The following is a 26,360-nucleotide window of genomic DNA, read 5'->3' on the forward strand; positions in this document are numbered from 1 at the left end:
GTTTTAAAATAGAATTGAAATGGAAAATAGAACGATGATTACAGAGCCGGCCAAAAGTTTGCCTGTACGTTTGGAAGTTGATGTATTGGTGGTCGGCGGCGGGCCTTCGGGATTGATTGCCGCACAGGCCGCTGCAGAAGATGGTCTGAAGGTTACCCTGATTGACAGCCGGAGTTTTGTAGGGGGCAACATGACGATTGGTTTGCCGATCCTGGGTTTTTTAGGACAAAAAGGAAACCAGATCATTAAAGGTATCCCTCAGAAATTTATAGATCGCTTAAAGGCTGTAGATGCCTCGAGCGAACACAGACCTTGCCCTTTACACATGAGCTTAACGCTGGTAGAACCAGAAGCGGTTAAAAATGTAGGCCTGGAGATGCTGGTGGACAGTGGGGTGAATGTGTTGCTGTATGTGTTTTTTGCGGGGGTGATTATGGAAGGTAACGCCATTAAAGGGGTGATTATTGAAAGTAAATCGGGCAGGGAAGTGATCCTTGCCAAAACCGTGATTGATTGTACCGGGGATGCCGATGTTGCTTTTAAGGCGGGTGTGCCATGTGAGCAGGGCAATGAACATGGCGGGGCGCAGCCCCCAACTTTAATGTTCTGTATGGGCGGTGTGGATACTGAAAAATTAAGGATGTCTATAGCCGAGGAGCCGCGCACCTATCTGACCGACTTTATTCCGAGCGAATATTTCGGACAAAACAACCAGTTCATTGTAGTGGGTTTACGAAGTGTTATGGAAAAGGCCCGTGAAGCTGGATATCATCTGCCCGTAGAACGTACCATCTTGATTACAGGTTTGCGCGAAGGTGAAGTCTGGGTCAATATGTCAAGGATCAATGGTGTTGATGGTACCAATCCGGAAAGTTTAACACATGGGGAAATTGAAGGCCGCAAGCAGGTAGAGGAAATTCAACGCTACCTGAAGGAGTATGTGCCTGGTTTTGAGCAATCAATGTTTACTAAAATGGCCCCTTTTTTAGGAATTAGAGAAACACGCCGCATAGTTGGTCAATATGTGATGACCGCTGATGATATTCTGAGCTGTCGCCGGTTTGAAGACGCCATTGCGGTGGCCAGCTATCCTTTGGATATCCATCACCCTGAAGGTGGGGGCTGCACCCTGACCTGGTGTGGCGACAGTTATGACATACCCTATCGCACGTTGATCCCGCAAAAAGTGGAAAACTTAATTGTAGCAGGACGTTGCATCTCTACCACACACGAAGCCATGTCGGCCATCCGGGTGATGGCACCTTGCATGGCCATGGGAGAGGCCGCAGGCAGGGCAGCAAAACTGGCCATAAGAAAAAATATTCTTCCATCACAACTCAATGTCAGCGAACTTCAGGCAGAATTGCTGGAAAAGGGCGCCTATCTCGAGCCAAAGACACTTATTGAATCTGAATCCTAAAAACATGGCATCAAGAAGAAGTTTCATCAAGGGTGTGGGGCTGTTGGCTGCCACTCCACTACTTTCTGCTCCTGCAACTGCAGCGGATATCTGGGATGGGGCGAAAAACGGGCCGCATAAAATCCTGACCTGCAATATCCGTGTCGATCTTCCGGATGACGAAAAGGCTGGATTTGGATGGAAAGGCCGGAAGGACATTTGTGTGGACATCATGCGCCGGCAAAAACCGGATATTATGTGCATGCAGGAAGTATTGAGAAATCAGAATGAAGACCTGAAAAAGGCATTTCCCGATTTCTTTTCCTTTGGTTTTGAAGGGCCTGAGATGGATGGACCCCAGGTTGGTTACCAGGGTATTGCCAAAAATCCGATATTTTATTCCACTAAACGGTACGACTTGCTGTCTGCGGGAGGATATTGGTTGTCAGAAACTCCTTTGGTGGCAGGAAGTCTTTCCTGGGACACCGCTCGTGCACGTCATGCCAATTGGGTGCGCCTGAGAGACAAGCGTTCCGGAAAAGAGTTCAGGGTGATTAATCTTCACCTGGACCATAAAAGTCAGCCCGCCCGTATCGGCCAGATAAAAGTGGTGGAAGCCGAGGCGCAACAATACCAGCAGGATTTTCCTCAGCTCCTCACCGGCGACTTTAATGCCGGCATGTCTAATGCTGTTTATACTTCACTTAAAGAGCGGGGATGGACGGATTCATACACGAAGCTCCATGGCGATACGGAGCCCGGCTATACCGTGCATCAGTTTCTGGGCGATAAATATCCTAAGAAAGATACCGGCCGGAAAATTGATTTCATTTTTTATAGGGGTGAAGGCATATCGGTGGTATCTTCAGACATTATCAGAACTGCTGTCAATGGCCGCTACCCGAGCGATCACTATTTTGTCTCCTCAGAACTGAGCATCTGAATTAAAGCGTAACACTTAGGATAGGATTGTTTTTTTTGGGGATAAAATTGTATTTTCATAACAGTTTTATCTGTTATTTCTATTTTTTTATGCTTAAAAGTATTGGTGCCCTGGTTTTTACCGGGATGGTGACTGTAGTCAGCTTTAGTTTTGTAAGTGCAGAAAAGGAGCTGAAAACAGATCCGGCTGTGAATTACAAGAATTACTGCGCAGGCTGTCATGGCGAAAAGATGGATATGTTTGTGGACCGCAAATGGAAGTTTGGCAATAAAAAAGAAGATCTGTTTAAGTCTGTAAAATTTGGCCGGGAAAATGAAGGCATGCCTGCATTTGGCGAAAGTTTAAGTGATAAAGAGATCAATGCACTTGCCGATTATATCCTGGAAGGGATAAAAAACGTAGATAAGTATACTGCTGCGGAACGGCCTGCGTCGGATCTTTTCAAAACAGAGGAAATGGATATCAGGCTTGAGCTTGTTGCAGAAGGAATGGATGTTCCCTGGGGAATGGCTTTTCTCCCTGCTGCAGAAATGCTGGTTACGGACAGAAACGGGAAATTTTACAGGGTAAAAGCAGACAAATCTTTACAAAGTATCAGCGGAGCCCCTGATGTACTGGCCAGGGGGCAGGGCGGTTTGATGGATGTCATTCTGGATCCGGATTTTGCCAATACTAACAAAATATACCTCTCCTATTCAAAATTTAAAAATGAAGGTGGTACAGTACTGGCTACTACAGCCATTATGCAGGCTAAACTGCAGGGAAATGAACTGAAGGAACAGAAAGATATTTTTATTGCCGAACCTTATTCCAAAACCCAGCATCATTATGGTTCCAGGATGCAGTTCGGTAAAGACGGTTACCTGTATTTTTCTGTAGGGGAGCGGGGCAATGAAAAAGTAAATCCCCAGGAAATTAAAGGCAGTGACCTGGGCAAGGTTCACCGCATTAAAAGTGATGGCAGTATTCCTGCCGATAATCCCTTTGTGAAAACACCGGGTGCTGAAGCTTCCATTTACAATTATGGCCACCGTAATCCGCAGGGGATGACCATTCATCCGGAAACAGGCAAGATATGGACCAACGAACACGGACCGCGTGGCGGGGATGAACTCAATATAGAGGAAGCAGGCAAAAATTACGGCTGGCCTGTGATTACTTATGGCATCAATTACAATGGTAAGCCGATCAGTAACCTGACGGCCAAGGCGGGTATGGTACAGCCGGTACACTATTGGATCCCTTCTATAGGGCCAAGCGGACTGGCTTTCGTAAGCGGCGACAAATATAAAAACTGGAAGGGCAATTTACTTTCGGGCTCCTTAAGGTTTAAGTTTTTGCAAAGGAGCGTGCTTAAAGGGAATAAAGTAATTAAGGAAGAGATCCTGTTTAAAAACATAGGCCGGGTAAGGGATGTGCGTATGGCTCCCGATGGCTTTGTTTATATCGCAGTCGAATCTCCGGGCAGGATCTACCGGCTTGTTCCGTCAGATAAATAAAGCAGATCCGGCTGATCATGTAATATTCAAAAAAAAATAAGCATATTTAGCCATCCGTTATGCGCTGTGTACCTGATGATGAGGACGGGGCGCATCGCGTAATTATGTTAAATTAAGCATTACATGACAAAAAAAAGGATATTGATAACTGGTGCTAGCAGGGGCCTTGGTTTGGCAATATCCAGAAAATTGGCGGCCGAATACCAGCTGATCCTGCATGCTACAACTCCGGATAGCTTTACAGAAGTGCCAGCAGACAGCCAGATTTTATGTGCTGATCTTTCTGATCCAGAAGCGGTGGCCGGCTTTTGTAAACAATTGAAAAAAGAACATGGCGATACCCTATATGGAGTGATCAACAATGCGGGGGTTACTTTTGACAACTCACTGATATTTCAACCTGAAAAGGCCATAGATACGATGCTCAATGTAAACCTGCGGGCCCCGATCATGATCTGTAAAACTGCAATGAAAATCTTTAGCCTCAGTAAAAAGGGTGTGATCATCAATATCAGCTCAGTTGTAGGGGAAACCGGAAATGCATTTCAGGCAGTATATGCAGCAACAAAAGCGGGATTGGTTGCCCTCTCCAAATCACTGGCGCAAGAGGCTGCAGCTTTAAACGAAGCACACCAGATCCGCGTGCTCAGTGTATCTCCGGGCTTCATCGCAACCGATATGACGGATAAACTCCCGGAGAAAGAAAAGGAAAAGTATTTAAAGATGATCCCTTCAAAAAGATTTGGCAAAGCAGAAGATGTTGCGGAAATGATCTCTTTTCTTTTGTCCGAGCAATCTGCTTATGTCAATGGTACAAATATTCACGTTAACGGAGGTCTTGTCTGATCAATATAGCAAATATGAATAATCTTTTAGGTGTACCTCCTGCAGACGTGCTCATCCACGGGCCAAAAAAAATACTTTTAAATGCCTATCACTGGCACTTACCTGATACCGGTATTGTAGCCAGTTATGCGCCTGTTGCAAGAGATGTTGAAGATCACTTTGGGGTGTTCAGGGGAGTGGATCAGATCGAGGCATTTGCACAGGCCACGATAGTATCCTGCAGCGCCTTTTTAGAATGTATCAAACAAAAATGTGATTTTGAGTTTCTGAAAACCAATTTCATTCCGCTGTTTCTCAGTGTAGGACAGGTCAACTTCAGGAGCTATCTGGAAGAGGGTGATGTATTTATCAGTATGGGACAGATCACCTTCTATAAGTTCCGGCAAATGACCTGTGATGGGAGAATTTATAAAGTGCCTGGAGGTTTGGACCTGAATGCCTATTTTAGCGGTTACACAAAAGAACAGTTTCTAAGATATGAACTGAGCGAAGATTTTACCCTGATCGCTGAACTGTCTGAGGTGACAGGAAAAGGGATGAAAAGAGATAAAGTAACGAAATAAAGAATATGGAAAGACAAGAAATTATTGACGGGCTGGTTGACATCTTAAAGACCGTCCGGACGATTGACCCGGAAAAATTACAGGACATAACAGAAGACACAGATTTCATAGCAGATCTCAATACGCCCTCTACAGAAATGATCAACATCGCTGCAAAGGCAGAACAGAAGTTTGATGTCGAGTTTGATGATGATGACATCGATGACCTCGGATCAACAGTAAAAGATATTGTTGACCTGATCATCAGCACTAAAGAAAGAGCATAGCCATGGCCGCTGAAGGAAGAAGGGTAGCGATAGTAGGCATGGGCGGGGCTTTTCCGAATTGTAAGGACCTGGATCAGTTCAAACAAAAACTATTTGCCGGCGAAAGTCTGATCAGGGAATGGGATGAAGCACTGGCACATGGAAAAAATATCCGTTCCACGGTTTCAGGCTACATCACTACTGAGGAAATGAGCCTCGAGGCCATCTACTCTACGCTTGCGGCAGGTTATCCGGAAACTTATATTGATCACCTGGGCAGAATTCCTGACGGGAACCTCTCTACAGCTGATATCGGCAGCATCTGGTCTATGATCGGTTCTCAGGAAGCCATTAAAATGGCTGGCTGGACAAAGCAGGAGACGGAATCTGAAGAGACAGGAGTGGTCATTGGTTCTGGTGGTGCGGGACATGTGATCTTAAGAACGGCCTGGCACAATTTCTTCGAACTGAAGCGTAAAACCAGAATTGCCGGTTCACATACGGTGGACAGGGCGATGGTGTACCGGGATGCGGCCAATGTTTCCTGTCTGATTAAAAATAAAGGGGTTTGCGAAGCCATTGGTTCTGCCTGTGCAACAGGACTGGGAAACATTGGTTATGCTTACCGCCTGATCAAATTTGGCATCCAGGACCGGGTGGTTGCTGGTGGGGTAGAAGGGACTTCCCTGGAAACATTCATCGGCTTTGACGCGATGCAGGTGTTGAGCAAGGGCTTTACTCCAGCCGAAAGCTCCCGCCCTTTTGATACCCGGAGAAATGGCTTTGTCTGCTCATTCGGATGTGGCATCGTGGCCCTTGAAGCCTATGAAATCGCAAAGGCCAGAGGCGCAAACATCCTCGCGGTGATCGACAATTACCACAACAATTCTGATGGTGCCGGCAATATGTTCTTTCCTTCTTTCTCTGGTCAGAAAAGATTGTGGAAAGGACTGATCGGCAACCTACAGATCCAGCCTGAAGTGGTAAAAGTTCATGGTACATCTACCCCTGTTGGTGATGCGATCGAATTGCTGAGTGTAGTTGATATTATGGGTGAAGCAGGCTATCATATTTCTGCTCCGAAATCACAATTTGGCCATATGCTCGGGGCGGCAGGTGCTGTAGAGCTGATCACCTCCATATTGATGCTGGAAAAACAGCAGGTATTGCCTTGTCTGAACTCAGATGTGCTGAATCCAGAACAGGAGTCTTTCCAGAAATCAGCAGAATGGGATGGTCCTGAAAAACCGCTTGAGGCCTACAGAGGCCTGATATCCCGGCAAACTGTAGCAAAAGAAATCAACCAGATCGTTTGTTTAAACTACGGTTTTGGCGGCACGAACAGTGCAATGGCCATCTCCAAACACCAGTAGAGATGATTGACAATAAAAATAAAGTTGCCCTTATTTTCGGTGTCAGAAATGACAGTTCAATCGCTTATGATGTTGCGGTAAAGCTCCATCAGTCCGGGGCTAAGATTGCACTGAGCTATGTAGACGATACAAAGGACTATGTGCTGCATTTGCTTAAAGAATTAGGGCTTTCTGAAAAATCAGCCATGCAGGTTGATGTGAGAAATGAAGCGGATATTGCAGCGTTTATGCAACAGGCTTATGCAGCACTTGGTCCGATTGATTATATCCTTCACGGGGTGGCATTTGGTAGCCAGCAGGTGATGTGCTACAGCTTGCCTGGCAGTAAGGCCCCGGCGCCCACTTATCTGAATATTCCTTTCGAGGAGCTAATGGATTCCTTTAACATCAGCGCCTATTCACTGCTTAGAATTGCAAGGGTTGCCGAACCTTTTCTGGCAGATCAGGCGTCTATACTGACGCTAACTTACAATGCCTCACAGCGGGTGTTTCCCGGATATGCGGGCATGTCCATCAACAAAGCAGCGCTGGAAAATATCGTGTATTATCTGGCGGATGCTTTCAGAAATAAGGGGGTAAGGGTAAATGCATTATCGGCAGGGCTGGTAATGACCACTTCTGCGGGTGGCATAAACGGGGTAAGAAAACTCAGAAAATTAACCAGGGCTACTGCACCATTGGGGAATATTAACGCGGGTGATGTTGGAAATGCTGCGTTGTACTATTTTTCAGACTTGTCAAAGAAAGTTACCGGCAACATTCATTTTGTTGACGGAGGGTTTAACATTATGGGTATAGGTATAGATGAATAATGAATTTGCTGTAGGTAATGATCTGGTCTTTATCCCCGATTTTAAACAATCGCTGAACCCTTTATTCAAAAAAAAAGTGTATACCGCAAATGAGATCAGCTATTGTGAGTTGTTTCAGGATTCTTTGCTTCGCTATGCCTCTACCTGGGCGGCCAAAGAAGCGGTATATAAAGCCGTGAAACAGCTTGACCGTGCAGCACTGTCCTGGAAGAAAATTGAGGTCATCCGGGAAAAGATCAGCGGGCGCCCTCATGTGGTGTTCCACCATCGCCCGGAAAATCCTTTTCAGGTGAGTTTAACGCTGTCACACGATGGCGATTATGCCTGGGCCATTGCTATTGCCAAATTGATATGACAGCACATTACTTTGAAGATTCGTTTGTAAAACTGCATTACTATAAGTTTGGACAGGGCCCGCGTCATATGCTTTGCTTTCATGGGTTCGGTATGCATGGGAAACAGTTTAAACTCCTGGAGGATCAGCTTGGGCAGGAGTATACTTTCTGGGGTTTTGATCTTTTTTTTCACAAAGAGACCCAGTTGAAAGACCAAAGTCTGTCTACTATAAAAAAAGGCTTACAAAAAGCAGAGCTCGCAGCAATGGTCCTTGCTTTTTGCAGGCATCAGGGAATTGAATCCTTTTCTGTGATCGGGTATTCCATGGGCTCACACTACGCGACCACTATTGTGGAAGAGCTGCCTGCCATGGTAAACGAATATATTGTCGCTGCCCCCTCATCTTTGAATCCGGGCGTGCTGATCCGGTTCTTTGGTAAAAATAAAGCCGGTAATAAAATGCTCGAAAAGCTGATGCTGAGTGAAAAAGCCATGATGAGGTGCATCAGTTTCTTTAAATGGCTCCGCTTTATAGATGCCACAGGCCGTGATATTTTGCAGAAAGAAGTTGGCACACCTGAACTCCGGTTTGCGCTCTATGCTTGTTTTACCTATCTGCGTTTGCTGGAGACGGATGAAGAAAAGCTCATCAAACAACTGGATTTATATCAGATCAAAAGTATCTTTATATTTGGGCGTTACGATAAAATGTATCTGCCGGATATTGGGAAGCAGTTTTTTGCTAAATTCAAAACGGCTGAGGTAGTTGTACTGGATGAAAACCATGAAATGATCAATCTTAATTTTGTAAACAGGTTAGCCGATACTCTCTTATGATCATCAAAGCAAAACCACTGCCTCCTTTCTTTTTCCGCTGCGGCGCCATATTGATCGGCTGGCTGCTGAAGCGACGTTTCAATAAGCTTGTGATCAGCGATGTTGACGTCAGGCCGGATCATTCTTACCTGCTGATGTGCAATCATTTCAGCTTCCTGGATGGCATCCTGGCTTATTACCTGTGTGCTAAAGTATTGAAAAAGAAAAACGTGATGAAGCATTTGTACATCATGTCCCTGAAAAAACAAATGCAGAAGAACAAATGGCTTAAGTACTGCGGCAGTTTCTCTGTCGACCCCGGAAAGCGCTCTATTCAGGAGAGCTTTGATTATGCAGCTGAGGTATTGTCTACACCTGGAAACGTATTGCTTTTTTATCCGCAGGGAAACCTGGAAAGCAGCCATGTCAGGCATATCCAGTTTCAGGATGGCCTCAGGGAGATTGTACCACAGGTAAAAGGGCATTGTCAGCTCATCTGGAGCAGCAACCTGATGGAATATTTTGAAAGTACAAAACCATCCATCTATTTCAACCTGCTGGATTGCGGGACAAGCCGGGAATTTGATTTCGAAGCACTGAAGCAAAATGTCAACACACACCACCGACTGGCCATAGCAAAAAACATCAGGTTTACCAAAGAACCATAGCCTGAACTTTTGTTCGCGCATAAAAAAAGCCCTTTTGAGAAAAAAGGGCTTTTAAAATACTGTGGGAGATACTGGGTTCGAACCAGTGACCCCCTGCTTGTAAGGCAGGTGCTCTGAACCAGCTGAGCTAATCTCCCATTGGTTCTGCTCTTTTTATTTTGAAACAGCTGAGCGGCTGTTTTGGTGGGAGATACTGGGTTCGAACCAGTGACCCCCTGCTTGTAAGGCAGGTGCTCTGAACCAGCTGAGCTAATCTCCCCTTTGGTTCTGCTCCTTTGTTTAAAAACCAGCGGAGCGGGCTGTAATCCATATCAAAGATCCCCTCGATTTGGGATTGCAAATATACACCCTAAAATCATTTTTGCAAAAAAAGATCTGGTTTTTTAAGAAAGAACATCCTCAAGAACCTGGTGGGAGCGTATTTCGCCAAAAGAAGCGGTATGTAAAGTGTAGTAAACCAGTATTTTATCTAGTATAGCTCGCCTGGTCTTGTTCTCCAGATTTATTTCATTTATTTTTTCAAGAGGAGAAGAAAACAGGGAAATGAACAGGGCCGCATCTGCTTTATCCAGAAAGTAGGCATGCACCGGTGGCGAAGAACGGAATTCGCCTTCCTGCAGGTCGAAATAACTCTGGTCGCTTTTGGTCTGGGTGCTGGGCGCAAATCCCAGAAAACGGGAAAGTTTAAGCAAAAAAGCCAGGTGAAAGTTTACGTTCAGCGCTTCTGTTTCATCAAACCAGCAAACGGCATTAAAAATAAAATCGAATAAATGTTCATCCGTGGTTTGCTGCCTGATGCTTTTGTACAGGACTTCGTTCAGGAAAAGTACGATGGTACTTTTAATAATGTCATAGGGGATACTGCGAAAAACAGGCGAGGGCCGGAGTTCCGAAACGCGCTGGATATTGGTATTGGTCTTATGGTAAACAATCATATCTACCAGGTGCAGGGGCTGCAGCATATTCATCCTGATTTTGGCCCTTGGCTTTTTCACCCCGTTGATGATGTAAGATTGTATGCCGAATTTTTCTGTAAAAATCTGCACAATTACACTGCTTTCACTATACAGTGTGGTCTTTAAAACAATGCCCCTGGTTTTATGCAACATGGTGGAGCAGTTTTGGAATGAATATCAGCAGGCCTATGGCGATGGCAGTGACCGCGGCTAGCAATACCGCTGCTGCGGCTACATCTTTTACAGCCTTGGCTTTTTCATGATAGGAAGGGGAGACCAGGTCTACCAGTACCTCTATGGCCGTATTGAACAGTTCGGCAATGAGCACCAGGCCTGAGGCTGCAATGAGCCAGCGCCATTCATTTGCGGCCAGGTTAAGACACCATCCCGCAATACCGATTGTAAACATTGCTGTGATATGAAATTTAAAATTGAACTGCGTTTTAAAAGCATAGGCAAGCCCTGAAAATGCATAACCGAAGCTTTTAAGAAATTTTTGCATCATATCATTAAGCACAAATTTGCCTTACAAAGTAAGGCATGCTTTCTTACATATCCAATTGTTTGTGCAGAAGCCTTACCTTTGCTTAATTTTTAAAGGAATGTCTGAAGAAAAAACCATCCTCCACGCAAGGAATAAACACCGGTCCAGGTATAATTTTCCGGAACTGATCAGGAGCCTGCCGGATTTATATCCCTTTGTCGCCATCAATTCCCATGGCGGAGAGTCTATTGATTTTGCGGATCCTTTGGCTGTTAAAATGCTGAACAAGGCCTTACTGAAGCATTTCTACGGAATTTCAAACTGGGATATTCCCGAAAATTACCTGTGCCCGCCCATTCCCGGCAGGGCGGATTATGTGCATTACCTGGCAGATCTGCTGGCGCAAAGCAATGCGGGTATTGTTCCAAAGGGTAAAGCGGTAAAAGGGCTGGACATTGGGCTCGGTGCCAATTGCATTTATCCGATTATAGGTGTACAGGAATATGGATGGACTTTTGCAGGTTCGGATATCGATCCCCTGGCTGTCAAAACGGCGCGGGCGATTGTCGCGGCGAATCCTGTGTTGAGTAATTCCATCAGCTGCAGACTGCAAAATAACCGACAGCATATCTTTAAGGACATTGTGAAGCCCGGAGAATTGTTCGATTTTACCATGTGTAATCCACCCTTTCATGCCTCTGCAGCCGAAGCCCAGTCAGGCACCAGAAGAAAGCTGCAAAACCTGGGCAAACTAAAGGGGAAGGAGGCTGTCCTCAATTTTGGTGGTCAGCATTCCGAATTGTGGTACGAAGGTGGGGAGCTGGTCTTTATCAGAAATATGGTCGAAGACAGCGCTTTGATTGCCAGTCAGTGCCTGTGGTTCAGCAGTCTGGTTTCTAAAAGCAGTAACCTGCCCTTTATTTACAAAACGCTGCAGTACGCAGGAGTAAAAGAAATCAAAACCATTGAAATGGCCCAGGGTCAAAAGATCAGCCGTTTTGTGGCCTGGAGTTTTTTAACCGAAGCCGAACAGCGGGAATGGGCGCAGAAAAGATGGAGGAGCTAAATTAATCCAGCAGTAATGGTTCGTCGTCATCGTCAGTAAGACTGAGCTGGATGCTGTCCGTGCCCGCAATACCTTCAATCGATCCGCGGATGTGCGCGGCATTCAGCATCACTTTCTCCAATTGTTTTTCCCTGGCCTTCCATAATTTTTCCATAGCGTCCCGTTCGCGCTGAATGGAAAGTTTCATACTCATAAAGCCTTCCCGGATGGCTTTCCATTGCTCAGAGAATTCATTGCTGGTCAGGTAATCATAAAGCATGTGCATTTTGTCGCCCCTGTTTTCCTGGGATTTGGCAGCACTGAACAATTTCACAATCCCATCCCTTAAAATATAAGAGACCGCTTTTACTTCATCAAAAGAGCAGATCCAAACCCCATCTTTTTCTCCAAAACAATCCATTCCTTTCGGATAACACTGGGTAACGATCACCGCTACATCTACCCCCATGCTGCGCATGTCCTTTTTTAACTTTTCAATCCATTCCATCGAAAAATCTTTGGTGCGCTTGCTTTCATAAATGATCTTGCCACAGTCCTGCCCAAACTGGTTACGGACATGGTGTACACAATCTGCACCCCTTACCCCTTTACCTACTTCGGTAACCAGGTCAAAGGGAAAGGCATTGCGCAGCAGTTCTTCCAGGATCAGCTCCTGTACTTCGCCCTGTAACTGCATCGATCCTTGTTCCGCCTTGCGTTTCATCTCTTCAGCCAGTTTCTTCTGGTCGTCCAGTTGCTTTTCCAGCTCTTTTACCCTCAACTGGTGTTCTGTATCTTTTAAATTTGTTTTTTCTGCTTCCTGTTTTCGGATCTGTTCTACCATTTCTGCCCGCTGTTCCTGCAGTTTGCGCTGGATCTGCAGTTCCATCTCTGCCTCTTTCTCTTTCATGGCCTGTTCTTTTTTCATAAAGTCCAGTTCTTTGGAGCGGGCAAGCTTTAATTTTTCTTCACTTTCTTTATTGGCATTGTCCAGCAATTGCAGTTTGTTCTCAAAATCAGCGGCAATGCTTTTGCGTAAGTTTTCTTCTAACACCTGTTGCAGCTGTTTTTTTTCTGCTTCCAGTTTCTGTTCAAAAAGCTGGGCCTGTTGCTTTTTCTGTGATTCGAAAGCTTGTTCCTGTTGTTTTTGCTGCTGGGCAAACTCATTCAGCTTTTTGCTGTATTCCTCATCCTTTTGTTTGGTAAAGGAGACCATTTTTTCACGAAGGTCTTTTTTATACTCCTCTGCCATGACTTCCTCGATAGGGAAAGTATGGGAACAATTGGGACATTTTATTTCTGTAGACATATGTTTGGCAATTTACAACTATCTCTTAACAAACAAGCTTTCCGCAAACTTCATAGAAACACTTCTGGCCTCTTCTTTTTCAATCTGAATGCTCAGTGAGCCATCAAAATCTATCACCTCCAGTACTTTTATTTTTGTGCCTATGGTGACCTTTAATTTTTCCAGGTATTGAAGAAAAAGTGCTGAGGTATCCTTAACCGCTACAACCTTGCAGCTTTCCCCGGTTTTTACTTCGGCAAGTAATACCTTATCAATTGCAGGAATGTCTCCGTTTGCCTTCGGAATGGGATCTCCATGCGGATCAAATTCAGGAAAATTTAAAAATTCCTCCAGCTTGTCTACCAGTTTGGCCGACTGGATGTGTTCCAGTTGTTCTGCAACTTCATGGACCTCATCCCAGCTAAAATCCAGTTTCTCATACAGGAAGGTTTCCCAGAGGCGATGCTTCCTCAATATAATTATCCCTTTTTTTCTGCCCAGTTCTGTCAGCAGTATCTTTCCATATTTCTGATAGGTTACCAGTTCCTTTTCCTTCAGCTTTTTTAGCATATCGGTAGCCGTAGCAGGTTTTACCCCCAAATAGGCCGCCATTTCGTTGGTGCCGGCTTCCGGTCGCTCCTCGTTCTGGAAACTCAACATCAGTAAGGCTTTTAAATAGTTTTCTTCGGTATAAGACAGCATGCTACAAACTTAGATGAAATTGTTCTTTTAACAAAAAAATTAAATATATCAAATTGTATTTGTTAGGTATACCTAACTTTTATAGTTTTGTAGTATTGAATTTAAAATTAGATAAATATAAAATATGCGCATAATCCTTACTTTTAGTGTATTCATTTACTGTTCTTTTGCTGCTGTAGCACAATCAGGTAGCATCAGTGGCCAGGTCAGTTCAGAAGGGAAGCCCTTGCCAGCCGTAAATCTCATTTTACAGGGCACATCCTTAACTGTAAAAACAGACAGTACCGGGAATTATGTTTTCAGCAAATTGGCCTCCGGCACTTATAAAGTTCAGGCTTCGGCGGTCGGGTTTAGAAAAATGCTGAAATCACTTGTTTTAAAAGAAGGGGAACAGGTGCAGCTCAACTTTGACCTCAGTAATTTGCAGCAGGATTTAAACGAAGTAGTGGTTACAGGAACTTTAAAAGAGGTGAAACGCCTGGAAAGCCCGGTTCCGGTTGAAGTATATACCCCGGCATTTTTCAGAAAGAACCCCACACCCAGCATTTTTGAAGCCCTGCAAAATGTAAACGGCGTCAGGCCGCAGCTCAACTGCAACATCTGTAATACCGGTGACATCCATATCAATGGTCTGGAAGGGCCTTATACCATGATCCTGATCGATGGTATGCCCATTGTAAGCAGCTTGTCAAGTGTATATGGTCTTTCCGGGATACCCAATTCGCTGGTAGAACAGATAGAGATTGTTAAAGGCCCTGCATCTTCCTTATATGGAAGTGAGGCTGTGGGTGGTTTGATCAACATCATTACCAAAAAGCCACAAAATGCAGCTTTGTTTTCTGCGGATATTTTTGCCACCAGCTACCAGGAATTGAATACAGACCTGGGCTTTAAGTTTAAAGCAGGCAAAAACATCGACGTGCTGACCGGCCTGAATTACTTTAAGTACGGTAATCCTGTAGACCACAATCATGATAACTTTACCGACGTAACCCTGCAGGACCGCATTTCGGTATTTCAGAAATGGAATTTTAAAAGAAAGCAGGACAGGATCTTTACACTGGGTGGCAGGTATGTGTATGAAGACCGGTGGGGTGGAGAAATGCAATGGAACAAATCGTACAGGGGAGGTGACCAGGTTTACGGCGAAAGCATTTATACCAATCGCTGGGAAGTGATCGGGAATTACCAGTTGCCTGTAGCTGAAAAATTATTCCTGGCCTTTTCCTACAATGAGCACAATCAGGACAGCAGGTATGGCACTACCTCTTACATTGCAGAACAAAAGATTGGCTTTGCCCAGCTTACCTGGGACAAGCAGATAGGGAAGCATGACCTGCTTTTTGGTGCAGCCATGCGCTATACCTATTACGGCGACAATACGCCTGCGACCACCGGAATGAACCAGGATTTAAAAAAGAATACCTGGCTGCCCGGTATTTTTGTTCAGGATGAGCTTACACTGGCACCAAAACATAAATTGCTGGCCGGCTTCCGTTACGATTACAATTCCGTACACGGCAATATCTTTACCCCGAGGTTTGCCTATAAGTGGAGCATCAACGAAAATAATATCCTGCGTTTAAATGCCGGGACAGGCTTTAGGGTGGTCAATATCTTTACAGAAGACCATGCTGCTTTAACGGGTGCAAGGGAAGTGAAGGTAACTCATGAGTTAAAGCCTGAAAAAACCTATAACATAAACCTGAATTTTCTGAAAAAGATGTATGCCGAAAACGGGACTTTCTTTGGCATAGAAACGTCTGCTTTTTATACCTATTTCAACAACAGGATTATTGGTGATTTTGACAGCAACCCTGATGAAATCGTTTATGATAACCTGGATGGTTATGCAGTGAGCAAGGGTTTTAGCGCAAATATGGACCTGAGCCTCCATAATGGCTTAAAAATTATATTTGGAGGCACTTACCAGGACGTAGCCACCTATGAGCATGGGGTTAAGAAACAGCAGATCCTTACCGAGAAATTTTCGGGGAACTGGGCGGTGTCCTATAAGATCCGACCACTTAAACTGTCCGTTGATTATACCGGTAACATTTATAGCCCTATGCGTTTACCTTTGTTGAGCGACTCTGATCCCCGAAAGGAATATTCCCCAACCTGGAGCATTCAGAATATCCAGCTCAGCTTTGCCGGGTTCAAAAATATCGAAGTATATGGTGGCATTAAAAATCTGCTCAACTGGACACCCAACAGGGGAAACCCTTTTATCATCGCCAGGGCAAATGATCCCTTTGACAAGCATCCGGAGGTGGATAACCCCTACAACTTAACTTTTGACCCTACCTATGTTTACGGGCCTAATCAAAATATAAGGGGTTTTCTTGGGTTTAGATTGACAATTAAATGATGCGATTGTTTGCCGTAAATCCATTAACTTTATGGCATGATCTACCGCACCACGTATCAGGCCGCAAGAATAGTTGCTCCAAAAATGGAAGCCATTTTTGCGCAACACCTCAATGCAGCCCGTGAAAATGGTGAAGAAGATCTGGCACCCCTACCTACAGCAGATGTGGTAGAAGCCATTATTGATGCCACCTTCTGGGCAAGCCTGCGTAAGGAGGAAGGGCATTCTCCAAAAATATCACTGGCTTTTTTACCGCCAATCCAGGCGGGCAATCCGCTGCTTTTCAAACAGCGTTTGCCTTTAAGTCCGGGCGTACTTACAAAAATTGCCCCGGGTGTAGAACGTGCAGGTATTCATCTGGGTGTCTGGATAGAAGAAGGGGAACTGTATGTTTGGGGAACAACAGTTAGTATTCCTAATTTTTGCTTTGTAGTGGATGTCTCTGAGCCCGCATTGCTGGTCATCAAGCACCGCAGGATTTATGGCTTCGGTAAATTTACCAACCTGGCGGTGCTGAAAGGCGACCAGGTAAAAGTAGTGGATGGACATCATACCAGCTTGCCGGATTGTCCGCCGGTATTGTTGTCCTTACTCGACCTCACTGCACCCTCGTACTGGAACGATTCGGTGAACGTATTGATCCAGCTGGCCGTTTCCATGCGCGCGCATGGGCGTGGCGGTACGTTGCTGGTTGTGCCAAATGATACCAAGAACTGGTTACAATCTATCATTAAGCCCATTCAGTATGGCATACAACCTTCTTTTACAGGTTTATCCAAATTATTGCAGCAGGACAGGAAGGAATCCAGCCAGATTTTTTGGCAGACGGCGCTGAAGCGTGAAGTGGAACACCTGGCCGGACTAACGGCTGTGGACGGGGCTACTGTGATCAGTACCGATTACGAACTACTGGCGTTTGGAGCAAAAATAGGACGGGCCAAGGGTAAGGAAAATATTGATGAGCTGTCTTTTTCCGAGCCAATTGTTGATGGTGCTGCAACCATTATGCACCCGGCAAAAGTAGGTGGTACCAGGCATCTTTCTGCTGCACAGTTTGTTCATGACCAAAGGGATGCTACAGCATTAGTAGCGTCGCAGGATGGACATTTCACCATTTATACCTGGTCTGCACATCAAAACAGGGTACAGGCACATCGGATTGATACTTTGTTGCTCTAAAACTAAGAAAAAATGATAGCGCCGGCAATGACGGCGATGACCAGGGTGATCATCACAATGCGGTCCAGGTTAATCCATTCTTTTCGGGTTAGGGGCCTTTCTTTTTTTTCTTCCTTTTGCCTGGCAAAAACCTGAAGAATCGGACTAAGTTTGATTAACATAGGTAGATGTATTTAAGTAGATGTACTCAAATACTAACAAACTGTAAGCCATAATTTTCAAAAGCTGTGGAATTGTTGAAAACTTTTGTTTTTTCGTAATTCCATTGACAAACACCTCTTTTTTATTTTCCAATTTGAAAATTATTGTACTGATAATCAGACTTGTTAGTGATGCTTCTGTATTTTATATAGTACTATGTATTGCATATTACTATATAAAGCATATATCTTTGTCCTATGATAGCAGAAAATACGCAAACACAAATGCGGAAGGGCATACTTGAATACTGTGTGCTGCTTATAATATCGAGAGGAGAAATTTATGCTTCCGATATTATCACCGAATTGAAACAGGCCAAACTTCTGGTAGTGGAGGGTACGCTCTATCCTTTGCTTACCCGTTTAAAGAACAATGGGCTGCTGAGTTACCATTGGGTAGAGTCTACTTCCGGACCGCCACGTAAATATTACGTGCTCACTGAAGATGGCAAGGCCATTTTGAAACAGCTGGACAATACCTGGCAGGAACTGGCCTATGCCATTGATACTTCAAAAAAAGTAGCAGACCAGGAATCTAAAGGACCAATTAATTTAAACAAATCATGAAGAAAACACACAACATAAATATAGGAAACTCCATCGTTCCTATTGAAGAGGATGCTTATGAACTGCTCACAGTTTATATGAATGAGGTGAAACAACATTTTGCGAGAAATGCTGATGATTTTGAAATTGTGAAGGATATTGAAAACAGGATCGCAGAAATGTTTGCCGAAATGCTTGCAGCGCAGCAAAAGCAGGTGATCAGCATTGCAGATGTACAAGCCGTGATCCAGCAAATGGGTTCTGTAAAAGACTTTGAAAACTCTGAAGAGGCTGAAGGAGGCTATGCGGCTTCAGCTGAATACGATCCGGTAAAAAAATTGTACAGAGATACAGACCAGGCCATGATTGCCGGGGTATGTGCGGGTCTGGCACATTACCTGGACGTAAACGTGAAATGGATCCGGGTATTTGCTTTTCTGATCATTTTCCTGTTCGGATCAGGTATTCTGGCCTATATCATTTTCTGGATCATGGTACCAAAGGCCAGCACCAGATTTGAACGCATGTCTATGTATGGAGAAGAGCCTACCCTGCGTGGAATTGCAAACAGCCAGCATCCTCTGGTTAAACAATCCCGCGGCTTTATAGCCGAGTTCTTTGATGTGCTGGCCAATTTCATGCAGGGCACAGGCAAGGTGATCCTCAAAGTGATCGCAGTGAGCATTGCCATTTTTGGCTCGATGGTGATACTGGGGCTCATTGTTGCCATCGCTGCTTTATTCGGTTTCTGGGATGCCAGTGTCTTTACTTATTTCCCTTTAAATGTCATCAACCAGGAATATATTCCGGCCATATTCTTAGCTTTTTTTACGGTAATTGGTGTTCCCGTGCTGGCCCTTATCCTGTTTGCTATACGGGTAGCTTTCAATGGCAGATCGGTCAATAAAACCTTGTCTTTTGGCTTGCTGATCGTATGGCTGGCTGGCGTGGTCTTCAGTTTTTTTTACGTCGCCAAGATATCTTCTGAATTTAAGGAGCATGCAGAATTTACCCAGGTCAGCGAATTCAAACCCTACAAAATTTATACGCTGGAGATCAACAGGTCCCGTTTTTTTACCAAAGAGGACAGTCTGAATTACCGCATAGACCCGAAAGACTACAAAGGCAGAAGGATCTTGAACGACCTCGACGGGCCTTTTGACATCCCGAGGAACATCAAATTAAAGATAGAAAGAAGTGATGATGGCAAAGTTACCTTGATCCAGAATTATAAATCCCAGGGTAAAACCTTTGAAACGGCGCTAAAGAATGCAAAGAACATTCAGTACAATTATCTGCAACAGGATTCTTTACTTACTTTCAGCCCAATGCTGCAGCTTAATCCGGGCCTGAACTGGCGTGCACAGGAAGTGGAGCTTTTGCTTAAAGTGCCCGTTGGCACCGTTTTGAACATCAGACGTGAATTTGAATGGTACCTGGCCGGATACGATTACGGACGCTGTAATGAAGATGCAAGAGGCGATCAGTACAATGAATGGATCATGACCACCTCAGGACTGGAATGTAAAAATCCGCCTGCAGCTTCAAAACACGAAGATTAATTATTTAACAGTATAGCGGTAGACATAGCGGCCAATATTGCCCTGCTTGTCTACCCCTTCAATAACAGCTTTATAAGTACCTTTACCATCTGCATTGTAAAACTCAAATGAAAGTCCACCTTCGGCAGTAGTTACTACTTTAGGGTTCCAGTAAATGGTGGTACGCAAGTCATTAAAATTGTAGGTAGCCGCTGCATTCACATATTTCGGAGAATAGAACTCCCGCTGCTTGCTGTAGCCCCTGGGCTTAAGTTTAAGTACACTAGGGTCAGGGATCAGCTTTTTAAACTCTTCCATACTCATTTTAGTACCCTTAGGGATTTTCTTGGTATTAACCACCAACACCCCATTGGTATTGTACATCCGGTTTACCGTACCCAGCTCATCCTTTGTAAAAACTTCGACATTCTCCACATCAGCCGCCTGCACACTGGAAAGGCCGAAATAGTCAATCGGCATACCATTTAAAAATATCTGTACCGGTACCCTGCTGCCTTGCTGATAGTCTCTGCTTACATAAAAATTGTTTTCATAAAAAGTTAAGCCCGTAGCCATGGATTGTAAACAAAGCGCCAGGATATTGCAACCTGAAAAGCGCTCCCCGTCTATTACAGTGCCCGAAATGGAACTGAGGCCAGATAAAGCCGGGTAATCGGCATGACTTGGCCTTTTTGCTTTTGCACCTTCAATTTTTACCTCTTTAAGTGTACGGAGGTAGCTGTATTTTCTTTTGCTGTTGTTCAGGTAAGAAGATAAAGTACTGTCAATATTGTTTACTTCGTCAGCAGGATAAGGATTGCTGGTAAGCTGGGGGGCAGGTTGTCCATCCAGCATGATCATTGGCCCCTGTCCGTTCACGCTGTATTTGGCGTTGATCACCACATCTGCAGAATCCTGGAAAGTCAGGTTCTGAAAAGCAAAAATTCCAGAAGGGCTGGTTTGTACTTCTGCCGCCTGGGTGGTTCCCGGAACGGTTAAGCGCAATATGCCTTTTCTGATGGGCATTCCGGTCCGGTCTCTGAGTGTGCCGGTCAGGCTCATGCTTTGTTCCGGTAAAAAGGTAATCGGCGGATATTTATTGGCAAGGATTTCCTTATAGGCATAGCGGCGGAAACCTTGCGTCAGCATCAGCACGTCCAGATCTGCCAGCTTCTTCGCATTGGTTTTATTAAAATAATAGTTTGGCTTTTCTACATAACCTTTCAGGTCTGAAGTCAGCAGCAGTGAACTTAAAATGGTGATCTCAGCATTCTCATCTACGGGAACCTTTTGCTCATCTGTAACTGCAATAGAGAAAAAACCTTCCGCCGGTTGTGCGCCATTTTTAGCCGCTACCGCCAGTTTCACTTTCTGCCTTGGCTTATAACTTGGTAAATCGGCTTTAAGGCCAAGTTTCAGGCCATCCAGCTGGTAATTAAAGGCCAGCCTTTCACTTACCGGTTCGCCGGTCTCATTAAACAACGTGATCTGTACTATGCCCGCCGGAAATTTATCCTTGGGGATTTTGGCTGTAGTTACCTGTGTATTCAGTCTGGTCTTTGCTGCATAGTAAATAATGGTGCCATTGGTGGCCACTATAAATAAAGTTTTGCCTTTATTGGCCTGATAATAGGAGTCGTTGGCAATGATCTTCAGATTAAAGGCGGTAGAATCCGCATTGTTTACCTGCGCAATTATTCCGGAAGCTATGCTTTTAGGCAGATCAAAGCTTTTGCTGGTCCCATCACTAAAAGTAACATTCGCTTTATACGATTTACCTGCCTCAGCATTGATGTAAAAAGAACCCATGCCCAGATGACCGGAACTAAAATCGATCAGCTTATTCCCTCCTTCATCCACTACCGATCCCTTCAGATCGATGCCCTGGCCTTTACCATTGATCGCTTTAAAACCAATGCGTGAAGCTATTCCTGTAATCAGCTCACCGCCTTCGGGGAAAAACTGTACATCATTGGCCGCCGGCGTTACCGGTTTAAATTTAAATGAAGAAGTAATGATGTCTTTATCGGTCAGGCTAAGGTCGGTAATCAGCTCGCCGGTTACGATCTTCTCACTTTTGCGCGGATCTATCTTTATCCTTAAGAAGCCGTTTTGATCTGTTGTGCCCTTGCCTTTAGCGATGATGTCGTAGTTAGACAATACCTTCCAGTTTACCACTTTATTGGCCTGCACTACATTGTCGCGGTTCTTAAACTGGATCGTGGCATCTACCACCTGAGTTTTATCGGTTTCCGTGGTTTTATAACTAAAATGGGTATTCAGCTGTTTGTCAATGGCTTCGCCAATGGCAATATTTTTACTGAAAAAGTAGTCTTCCCCAAAATTCAGCATCCAGGTGGTATAGGCTTTAATGTGATAATTCCCCTGCTGGTAAGTGCCTACATTTAATGGTATATTTCCGTAAGCCATTCCCCCAACAACAGGTAGCTTTAAGCTTTGCACCAATGAGTCCCTGTTATTGATCACATCAACATAAACGATTTTACTCAATTGCGAAAGCAGGTTTTGTTCCATAGTCAGGTAGGCCTTAAACCAAACAGTATCGGCTACACTGTAATAAGGTTTGTCAAAATGCAGATATACCTTTTCTACCGGGCGCTCATCTGTAAGCTTTTTTGTTTTCTTTATGATGTTGTCTAAAACAAGGCTGTCCTGTTGCGCAAAGGCCGAAAACTGCAGGCTGGTAAAAAATATAAAGAAGGCAATGGAAAATTTTATAAATCTCATCAAAATGGTTGTATGCAATTAATAATTGCTAATATATTCATTTATGAAAGGAATGTATTAGCAATTTGCATCTTTAACATTTTTTGACACTTAATTCAACTCCACCCTCAAATCTTCCTGCGGGTGCATACCTTTTCTTTTTTAGCCGCCAGTGAATAATATTTTTTATTATGCTTGCATAGTTATATATTAGCCAAAACATACCGCAGGCAAACATTGTTGTAAAGTATGACAAGCAATTTTATTATTAACTAACCAAATTCCTAACAAATCATCTCTTAAAAACAAATACCAATGAAGAAGATTTTACTGAGTTTTTTACTGGCCGTTCCTGTATGGGGATTTTCGCAATCTTTCCAGGTTAACCTCCAGGGCCAAAAACAAACCGCAATGGGCGGTGCCGGAGCGGGTCTGGCCCTGGATGAAGCCGCTGTGTTTTTTAATCCGGGAGCAGTTTCCTTTCTTAAACAAAATGGAGTGCAGGCTGGTGCCCATGGCATTTTCCTTAAAACGGCCTTTAATGAAACAGGTTCACCGGTTACCGAATACAATAAAAACAAAATCCCTACACCTGCAGCTGCCTATGCGGTATTTGGTTCGCCCGAAGGCCGTTTAAGGTTTGGAATTGGCGCTTATACCCCTTTTGGAGGTGCGATGCACTGGAATGAAGACTGGACCGGAAAGTATACCTTAACTTCTCTGGACCTGCGGGCTATTTATATTCAACCTACTGTTAGCTTCAAAATCACCGATAACATAGGCATAGGTGCTGGCCTGGTCTATGCGCTTGGGCATGTCGACCTTAAACGGGCACTGCCTTATACCAGTAATGGCCAGCAAACCACGGCACAGCTGAAAGGCGATTCAAAAGATTTTGGCTGGAATGCCGGGATTTTTATTAAAACCATTTCAGGGGTTTCTGTTGGTATAACCCATCGTTCGCAGGTAACTGCCAAAGTAGAAGACGGAGCTGCCAATTTCTTTAACGCACCTGCTTCTGTACAGCCCCTGCTGCCAGGTAAGTTCAACGCAAGCCTGCCATTGCCTGCTACCAGCACCATCGGTTTTGGCTTTTATCCATCGGAAAAAACAACCATTGCATTGGATGTAAACTGGGTATGGTGGCATACCTATAAGGAGCTGGGTTTTTATTATGACAATGGTACAGCGACTGTATCGCCACGTAACTATCATGACGCGGCCACCTTCAGGGTAGGTATACAAAATGAGACCACCTCTTTCCTTACTTTAAGGGCAGGTGTTGGGTATGCTTTATCTCCTGTAGGGGAAGGTTATGTAACACCTGAAGTACCTGATGCAGACAGGTTGTTGCTGAGTGCAGGTATTGGTTTAAAACCTTCAGCACGTTTTGGTGTTGATTTTTCATTCTTATACGAGAACTTAAAATCCAGAACCGAGACCAATCACGAGACCAATCTGAGTGGCACATTTAAAACCGTGGCTTATATCCCGGGTGTAGCTTTATCTTATAAATTCTAATTTTCAAAAGCATCATCATGAATTCAACATATTTTTATAAAACTGCGCTTGCAGCAGCACTTGTTGCCGGACTCGCCTCCTGCAAACCAACCATAGATACCATTGTGCCAAGCAAGGGAACGGCCGACTTTAGCCGTTACATTGCCCTGGGTAATTCGCTCACTGCAGGTTTCTCAGACGGAGGCCTATACCTGGAGGGTCAGCAAAGTTCCTATCCTGAACTGATTGCAGGACAAATGAAATCCGTTGGGGGAGGTAGTTTCAGCACTCCGTTTTTTCCGGCGGATAAATTTAATGGATCGGGTTACCTTAAACTTACGGCATTAACCAATGGTGTGCCTACCATTGTACCCGAAACATCGAACCTGGCTGTTCGTGGCCAGGCAGGTACTATGGTTTTATATACCAAATACACTGGTGATATTGAAAATTTTGGGGTACCTGGTATTAAACTGGTCCATGCCAATGTACCGGGATACGGAACCTTAAATAATTACTTTGAGCGGATGCTTCCTGATGCCAGTGTAGCGACAAGTACCTATATGCAATTGGCGACCGCAAAACCATGGACCTTTTTTAGTTGCTGGCTGGGCAATAATGATATTCTTTCCTATGCAAGTGCAGGAGCGGCTACCGATGCGCCTACACCAAAGGCTACTTTTTCCGGAGCCTACAGTGCGGTGATAGACAAGTTGACTTCTACAGGTGCCAAAGGCGTGGTAGCCACCATTCCGGATGTAACCACTACGGCCTATTTCAGAACAGTTACTTTAAAAACTTTACTGGCCGCCATCAATGCAACGCCAACAGGCGCGTCGGTAAAAGAAATCTTTATACAACCAGGCTCAGGACCAGCAAGGGCAGCAACTGCCGAAGATCTTTTTACCCTGCCATTAAGTTCGGCAAACGTAATGGGTAAACTTAACGGGCAAAACATACCTTATGGTTTGCATCCCTTAAATCCGGTTGAAAGCAAATATGTATTGGATAAAGCCGAAGTGGCCCTTGTTAACGATTACATTGCTGCTTACAACACCAGCATTAAAACGATTGCCAATGCAAAGGGCCTGGCCCTGATGGACGCTTATTCGGTGTTGAATGAATATGCAGGAGGTAAATCTGCCAACGGGATACCGGTGAGTGCTGCATTTATCCAGGGTAACCTTTTCTCTTTGGATGGGATCCATTTAACGCCACTGGGTTACGCCATTACGGCTAACGCCTTTATCGCAGCCATCAATACAAAGTATGGCTCAAGCATCCCGGTTGTTGATGTAACCAGGTTCAGAGGGGTTAAGTTTCCTTAATTGCCTTTGATAAAAAAAGCCCCCAGGTTTTTGCCTTAGGGCTTTTTTTATCAATTGCTATACCTGTTCCAGCAGCTTGTCTATTTCTTTGGCCAGGTTCCGGTCTTTTTCTGTAACCACATCACCCGCATCATGCGTAGAAAGCCAAAGTTCCACTTTATTCCATTCATTGGTCCATTTAGGGTGATGGTTGTTTTTTTCGGCCAGAAAAGCTACGCGGATCATAAACAGAAAAGCTTCCTGAAAATCTTTAAATATCACTGCCTTATACAGTTTTTTCTCTCTTTCTTCCCATTGTTTTTGCAAAATCTTTTCCATGGCTCAATCAAAAAGGGCTTGCAGGATCGCAACCCGTAACATAAAACAAAATCCTTAGCATAAGGTTTGCTTAGTTTAATGCTTCAGTTTTGCTTTAAAAATCTTTTCCAGCTTTTCCATTTTTGGAAGGATCACCAGGCGGCAATACGGTTTGCTGCTGTTTTTGTTGAAATAATCCTGATGGTAATTTTCGGCCACATAAAACGGAGCTGCCTTAGTTATAGCCGTAACCACAGGTTTATCGAAGGCTTTGGTGTCGTTTAATTCCTTTTTATACTTTTCGGCTATCTGTTTCTGTTCGTCATTGTGATAAAATACGACCGAGCGGTATTGTGTACCTACATCGGCGCCCTGGCGGTTTAAAGTAGTCGGGTCATGGCTTTTCCAGAAAACTTCCAGCAACTCATCGTACTTGATCTTAAGCGGGTCGTAGGTAACCTCGATCACCTCGGCATGGCCGGTTGTTCCGCTGCACACATCCTCATAAGTAGGATTGGCCACCTGCCCGCCTTCATATCCGGAACGCACACTAACCACACCGTTCAGCCGTTGAAATAATGCCTCAGTACACCAGAAACAGCCCATGCCAAATGTTGCTTTCTGTAGTTTTTTTGCCTGGGCACCGGCATCATTGAAGGAAAAGAGAACTATAATCATAATTGACAGGTACTTCAT

General features: G+C 44.5%; 26 protein-coding genes and 2 tRNA genes. 18 read left to right on the top strand and 10 right to left on the bottom strand.

Going from position 1 to position 26,360, the window contains the following annotated elements; all coding sequences use genetic code 11:
• The first annotated feature begins 19 nt into the window (after positions 1–19).
• From R2Q85_RS20345 to R2Q85_RS20395, 11 genes are all read left to right on the top strand, one after another.
• On the top strand, positions 20–1,420 hold the full coding sequence (locus tag R2Q85_RS20345; protein ID WP_316813636.1) for an FAD-dependent oxidoreductase: 1,401 nt from the start codon (positions 20–22) through the stop codon (positions 1,418–1,420).
• A 4-nt stretch (positions 1,421–1,424) separates the two neighbouring features.
• The gene (locus R2Q85_RS20350) at positions 1,425–2,342 is read left to right on the top strand and encodes an endonuclease/exonuclease/phosphatase family protein (protein ID WP_316813637.1); all 918 of its coding nucleotides are present in this window, start codon (positions 1,425–1,427) and stop codon (positions 2,340–2,342) included.
• An 89-nt stretch (positions 2,343–2,431) separates the two neighbouring features.
• The gene (locus tag R2Q85_RS20355; protein WP_316813638.1) at positions 2,432–3,841 is read left to right on the top strand and encodes a PQQ-dependent sugar dehydrogenase; all 1,410 of its coding nucleotides are present in this window, start codon (positions 2,432–2,434) and stop codon (positions 3,839–3,841) included.
• Positions 3,842–3,964: 123 nt separating this feature from the next.
• Positions 3,965–4,687 (top strand): SDR family oxidoreductase, encoded by a 723-nt coding sequence (locus tag R2Q85_RS20360; protein WP_316813639.1) that lies wholly within the window; start codon positions 3,965–3,967, stop codon positions 4,685–4,687.
• 14 nt (positions 4,688–4,701) lie between these two features.
• Positions 4,702–5,250, top strand: coding sequence for a hypothetical protein (locus tag R2Q85_RS20365; protein ID WP_316813640.1), 549 nt, complete (start codon positions 4,702–4,704; stop codon positions 5,248–5,250).
• Between the two features lie 5 nt (positions 5,251–5,255).
• Positions 5,256–5,516 (top strand): acyl carrier protein, encoded by a 261-nt coding sequence (locus R2Q85_RS20370; RefSeq protein WP_316813641.1) that lies wholly within the window; start codon positions 5,256–5,258, stop codon positions 5,514–5,516.
• 2 nt (positions 5,517–5,518) lie between these two features.
• A complete protein-coding gene (locus tag R2Q85_RS20375) occupies positions 5,519–6,868 on the top strand; it encodes a beta-ketoacyl-[acyl-carrier-protein] synthase family protein (protein ID WP_316813642.1) in 1,350 nt (449 codons plus the stop codon).
• Positions 6,869–6,870: 2 nt separating this feature from the next.
• Complete coding sequence (locus R2Q85_RS20380) at positions 6,871–7,680, top strand: enoyl-ACP reductase (protein ID WP_316813643.1); 810 nt, start codon at positions 6,871–6,873, stop codon at positions 7,678–7,680.
• Entirely contained in the window at positions 7,673–8,035 is a 363-nt protein-coding gene (locus tag R2Q85_RS20385) for a holo-ACP synthase (RefSeq protein ID WP_316813644.1), read from the top strand. Before R2Q85_RS20380 ends, R2Q85_RS20385 begins: the two co-directional genes overlap by 8 nt.
• Positions 8,032–8,853, top strand: a complete 822-nt coding sequence (locus R2Q85_RS20390; RefSeq protein WP_316813645.1) for an alpha/beta hydrolase — start codon at positions 8,032–8,034, stop codon at positions 8,851–8,853. Before R2Q85_RS20385 ends, R2Q85_RS20390 begins: the two co-directional genes overlap by 4 nt.
• Entirely contained in the window at positions 8,850–9,500 is a 651-nt protein-coding gene (locus tag R2Q85_RS20395; RefSeq protein ID WP_316813646.1) for a lysophospholipid acyltransferase family protein, read from the top strand. Before R2Q85_RS20390 ends, R2Q85_RS20395 begins: the two co-directional genes overlap by 4 nt.
• Before the next feature lie 62 nt (positions 9,501–9,562).
• Here the strand turns inward: R2Q85_RS20395 and R2Q85_RS20400 are convergent.
• From R2Q85_RS20400 to R2Q85_RS20415, 4 genes are all read right to left on the bottom strand, one after another.
• Positions 9,563–9,637, bottom strand: a tRNA-Val gene (locus R2Q85_RS20400).
• A 44-nt stretch (positions 9,638–9,681) separates the two neighbouring features.
• Positions 9,682–9,759: transfer RNA gene (locus R2Q85_RS20405), tRNA-Val, on the bottom strand.
• A gap of 124 nt (positions 9,760–9,883) precedes the next feature.
• A complete protein-coding gene (gene recO / locus R2Q85_RS20410) occupies positions 9,884–10,609 on the bottom strand; it encodes a DNA repair protein RecO (protein ID WP_316813647.1) in 726 nt (241 codons plus the stop codon).
• The gene (locus tag R2Q85_RS20415) at positions 10,599–10,961 is read right to left on the bottom strand and encodes a diacylglycerol kinase family protein (RefSeq protein WP_316813648.1); all 363 of its coding nucleotides are present in this window, start codon (positions 10,959–10,961) and stop codon (positions 10,599–10,601) included. The genes recO and R2Q85_RS20415 overlap by 11 nt, the downstream gene beginning before the upstream one ends.
• A gap of 97 nt (positions 10,962–11,058) precedes the next feature.
• Here R2Q85_RS20415 and rlmF point away from each other — a divergent pair, with 97 nt between their 5' ends.
• A complete protein-coding gene (gene rlmF / locus R2Q85_RS20420; protein WP_316813649.1) occupies positions 11,059–12,006 on the top strand; it encodes a 23S rRNA (adenine(1618)-N(6))-methyltransferase RlmF in 948 nt (315 codons plus the stop codon).
• Between the two features lies 1 nt (position 12,007).
• Here rlmF and R2Q85_RS20425 read toward each other — a convergent pair whose 3' ends face one another.
• Positions 12,008–13,294 carry a DUF2130 domain-containing protein gene (locus tag R2Q85_RS20425; RefSeq protein WP_316813650.1) on the bottom strand — a complete coding sequence of 429 codons (1,287 nt, stop codon included), beginning with the start codon at positions 13,292–13,294 and terminating at the stop codon, positions 12,008–12,010.
• Between the two features lie 18 nt (positions 13,295–13,312).
• Entirely contained in the window at positions 13,313–13,975 is a 663-nt protein-coding gene (locus tag R2Q85_RS20430) for a metal-dependent transcriptional regulator (RefSeq protein WP_316813651.1), read from the bottom strand.
• 124 nt (positions 13,976–14,099) lie between these two features.
• Here R2Q85_RS20430 and R2Q85_RS20435 point away from each other — a divergent pair, with 124 nt between their 5' ends.
• Entirely contained in the window at positions 14,100–16,346 is a 2,247-nt protein-coding gene (locus R2Q85_RS20435) for a TonB-dependent receptor (RefSeq protein WP_316813652.1), read from the top strand.
• A 36-nt stretch (positions 16,347–16,382) separates the two neighbouring features.
• Positions 16,383–17,525 (top strand): putative sensor domain DACNV-containing protein, encoded by a 1,143-nt coding sequence (locus R2Q85_RS20440; protein ID WP_316813653.1) that lies wholly within the window; start codon positions 16,383–16,385, stop codon positions 17,523–17,525.
• Between the two features lie 2 nt (positions 17,526–17,527).
• Here R2Q85_RS20440 and R2Q85_RS20445 read toward each other — a convergent pair whose 3' ends face one another.
• On the bottom strand, positions 17,528–17,686 hold the full coding sequence (locus tag R2Q85_RS20445) for a hypothetical protein (RefSeq protein ID WP_316813654.1): 159 nt from the start codon (positions 17,684–17,686) through the stop codon (positions 17,528–17,530).
• 237 nt (positions 17,687–17,923) lie between these two features.
• Here R2Q85_RS20445 and R2Q85_RS20450 point away from each other — a divergent pair, with 237 nt between their 5' ends.
• A complete protein-coding gene (locus tag R2Q85_RS20450) occupies positions 17,924–18,292 on the top strand; it encodes a PadR family transcriptional regulator (RefSeq protein WP_316813655.1) in 369 nt (122 codons plus the stop codon).
• Complete coding sequence (locus R2Q85_RS20455) at positions 18,289–19,833, top strand: PspC domain-containing protein (RefSeq protein WP_316813656.1); 1,545 nt, start codon at positions 18,289–18,291, stop codon at positions 19,831–19,833. The genes R2Q85_RS20450 and R2Q85_RS20455 overlap by 4 nt, the downstream gene beginning before the upstream one ends.
• On the opposite strand, the gene R2Q85_RS20460 is transcribed toward R2Q85_RS20455, so the two are convergent.
• Entirely contained in the window at positions 19,834–22,560 is a 2,727-nt protein-coding gene (locus tag R2Q85_RS20460; protein WP_316813657.1) for a carboxypeptidase regulatory-like domain-containing protein, read from the bottom strand.
• A 294-nt stretch (positions 22,561–22,854) separates the two neighbouring features.
• Here R2Q85_RS20460 and R2Q85_RS20465 point away from each other — a divergent pair, with 294 nt between their 5' ends.
• Together R2Q85_RS20465 and R2Q85_RS20470 are read left to right on the top strand one after the other, a co-directional pair.
• Positions 22,855–24,060, top strand: a complete 1,206-nt coding sequence (locus R2Q85_RS20465) for an OmpP1/FadL family transporter (protein ID WP_316813658.1) — start codon at positions 22,855–22,857, stop codon at positions 24,058–24,060.
• Between the two features lie 17 nt (positions 24,061–24,077).
• Entirely contained in the window at positions 24,078–25,367 is a 1,290-nt protein-coding gene (locus tag R2Q85_RS20470) for an SGNH/GDSL hydrolase family protein (RefSeq protein WP_316813659.1), read from the top strand.
• A gap of 57 nt (positions 25,368–25,424) precedes the next feature.
• Here R2Q85_RS20470 and R2Q85_RS20475 read toward each other — a convergent pair whose 3' ends face one another.
• The gene (locus R2Q85_RS20475; protein WP_316813660.1) at positions 25,425–25,685 is read right to left on the bottom strand and encodes a 4a-hydroxytetrahydrobiopterin dehydratase; all 261 of its coding nucleotides are present in this window, start codon (positions 25,683–25,685) and stop codon (positions 25,425–25,427) included.
• A 75-nt stretch (positions 25,686–25,760) separates the two neighbouring features.
• Positions 25,761–26,360, bottom strand: coding sequence for a peptide-methionine (S)-S-oxide reductase MsrA (msrA, locus tag R2Q85_RS20480; protein ID WP_316813661.1), 600 nt, complete (start codon positions 26,358–26,360; stop codon positions 25,761–25,763).

It is taken from the genome of Pedobacter heparinus (assembly GCF_032678725.1).
GTDB lineage: Bacteria > Bacteroidota > Bacteroidia > Sphingobacteriales > Sphingobacteriaceae > Pedobacter > Pedobacter heparinus_A.

Bases quoted from the DNA above. Each gene is read 5' to 3' on its own strand.
- R2Q85_RS20350 (WP_316813637.1), top strand. From the start codon at position 1,425: ATGGCATCAAGAAGAAGTTTCATCAAGGGTGTGGGGCTGTTGGCTGCC.
- R2Q85_RS20375 (WP_316813642.1), top strand. From the start codon at position 5,519: ATGGCCGCTGAAGGAAGAAGGGTAGCGATAGTAGGCATGGGCGGGGCT.
- R2Q85_RS20385 (WP_316813644.1), top strand. From the start codon at position 7,673: ATGAATAATGAATTTGCTGTAGGTAATGATCTGGTCTTTATCCCCGAT.
- rlmF (WP_316813649.1), top strand. From the start codon at position 11,059: ATGTCTGAAGAAAAAACCATCCTCCACGCAAGGAATAAACACCGGTCC.
- R2Q85_RS20390 (WP_316813645.1), top strand. From the start codon at position 8,032: ATGACAGCACATTACTTTGAAGATTCGTTTGTAAAACTGCATTACTAT.
- R2Q85_RS20460 (WP_316813657.1), bottom strand. From the start codon at position 22,560: ATGAGATTTATAAAATTTTCCATTGCCTTCTTTATATTTTTTACCAGC.
- R2Q85_RS20475 (WP_316813660.1), bottom strand. From the start codon at position 25,685: ATGGAAAAGATTTTGCAAAAACAATGGGAAGAAAGAGAGAAAAAACTG.
- R2Q85_RS20380 (WP_316813643.1), top strand. From the start codon at position 6,871: ATGATTGACAATAAAAATAAAGTTGCCCTTATTTTCGGTGTCAGAAAT.
- R2Q85_RS20365 (WP_316813640.1), top strand. From the start codon at position 4,702: ATGAATAATCTTTTAGGTGTACCTCCTGCAGACGTGCTCATCCACGGG.
- R2Q85_RS20465 (WP_316813658.1), top strand. From the start codon at position 22,855: ATGAAGAAGATTTTACTGAGTTTTTTACTGGCCGTTCCTGTATGGGGA.
- R2Q85_RS20345 (WP_316813636.1), top strand. From the start codon at position 20: ATGGAAAATAGAACGATGATTACAGAGCCGGCCAAAAGTTTGCCTGTA.
- R2Q85_RS20450 (WP_316813655.1), top strand. From the start codon at position 17,924: ATGATAGCAGAAAATACGCAAACACAAATGCGGAAGGGCATACTTGAA.
- R2Q85_RS20440 (WP_316813653.1), top strand. From the start codon at position 16,383: ATGATCTACCGCACCACGTATCAGGCCGCAAGAATAGTTGCTCCAAAA.
- R2Q85_RS20455 (WP_316813656.1), top strand. From the start codon at position 18,289: ATGAAGAAAACACACAACATAAATATAGGAAACTCCATCGTTCCTATT.
- R2Q85_RS20395 (WP_316813646.1), top strand. From the start codon at position 8,850: ATGATCATCAAAGCAAAACCACTGCCTCCTTTCTTTTTCCGCTGCGGC.
- R2Q85_RS20415 (WP_316813648.1), bottom strand. From the start codon at position 10,961: ATGATGCAAAAATTTCTTAAAAGCTTCGGTTATGCATTTTCAGGGCTT.
- R2Q85_RS20355 (WP_316813638.1), top strand. From the start codon at position 2,432: ATGCTTAAAAGTATTGGTGCCCTGGTTTTTACCGGGATGGTGACTGTA.
- recO (WP_316813647.1), bottom strand. From the start codon at position 10,609: ATGTTGCATAAAACCAGGGGCATTGTTTTAAAGACCACACTGTATAGT.
- R2Q85_RS20425 (WP_316813650.1), bottom strand. From the start codon at position 13,294: ATGTCTACAGAAATAAAATGTCCCAATTGTTCCCATACTTTCCCTATC.
- R2Q85_RS20430 (WP_316813651.1), bottom strand. From the start codon at position 13,975: ATGCTGTCTTATACCGAAGAAAACTATTTAAAAGCCTTACTGATGTTG.
- R2Q85_RS20360 (WP_316813639.1), top strand. From the start codon at position 3,965: ATGACAAAAAAAAGGATATTGATAACTGGTGCTAGCAGGGGCCTTGGT.
- R2Q85_RS20370 (WP_316813641.1), top strand. From the start codon at position 5,256: ATGGAAAGACAAGAAATTATTGACGGGCTGGTTGACATCTTAAAGACC.
- R2Q85_RS20470 (WP_316813659.1), top strand. From the start codon at position 24,078: ATGAATTCAACATATTTTTATAAAACTGCGCTTGCAGCAGCACTTGTT.
- R2Q85_RS20435 (WP_316813652.1), top strand. From the start codon at position 14,100: ATGCGCATAATCCTTACTTTTAGTGTATTCATTTACTGTTCTTTTGCT.
- R2Q85_RS20445 (WP_316813654.1), bottom strand. From the start codon at position 17,686: ATGTTAATCAAACTTAGTCCGATTCTTCAGGTTTTTGCCAGGCAAAAG.
- msrA (WP_316813661.1), bottom strand. From the start codon at position 26,360: ATGAAGTACCTGTCAATTATGATTATAGTTCTCTTTTCCTTCAATGAT.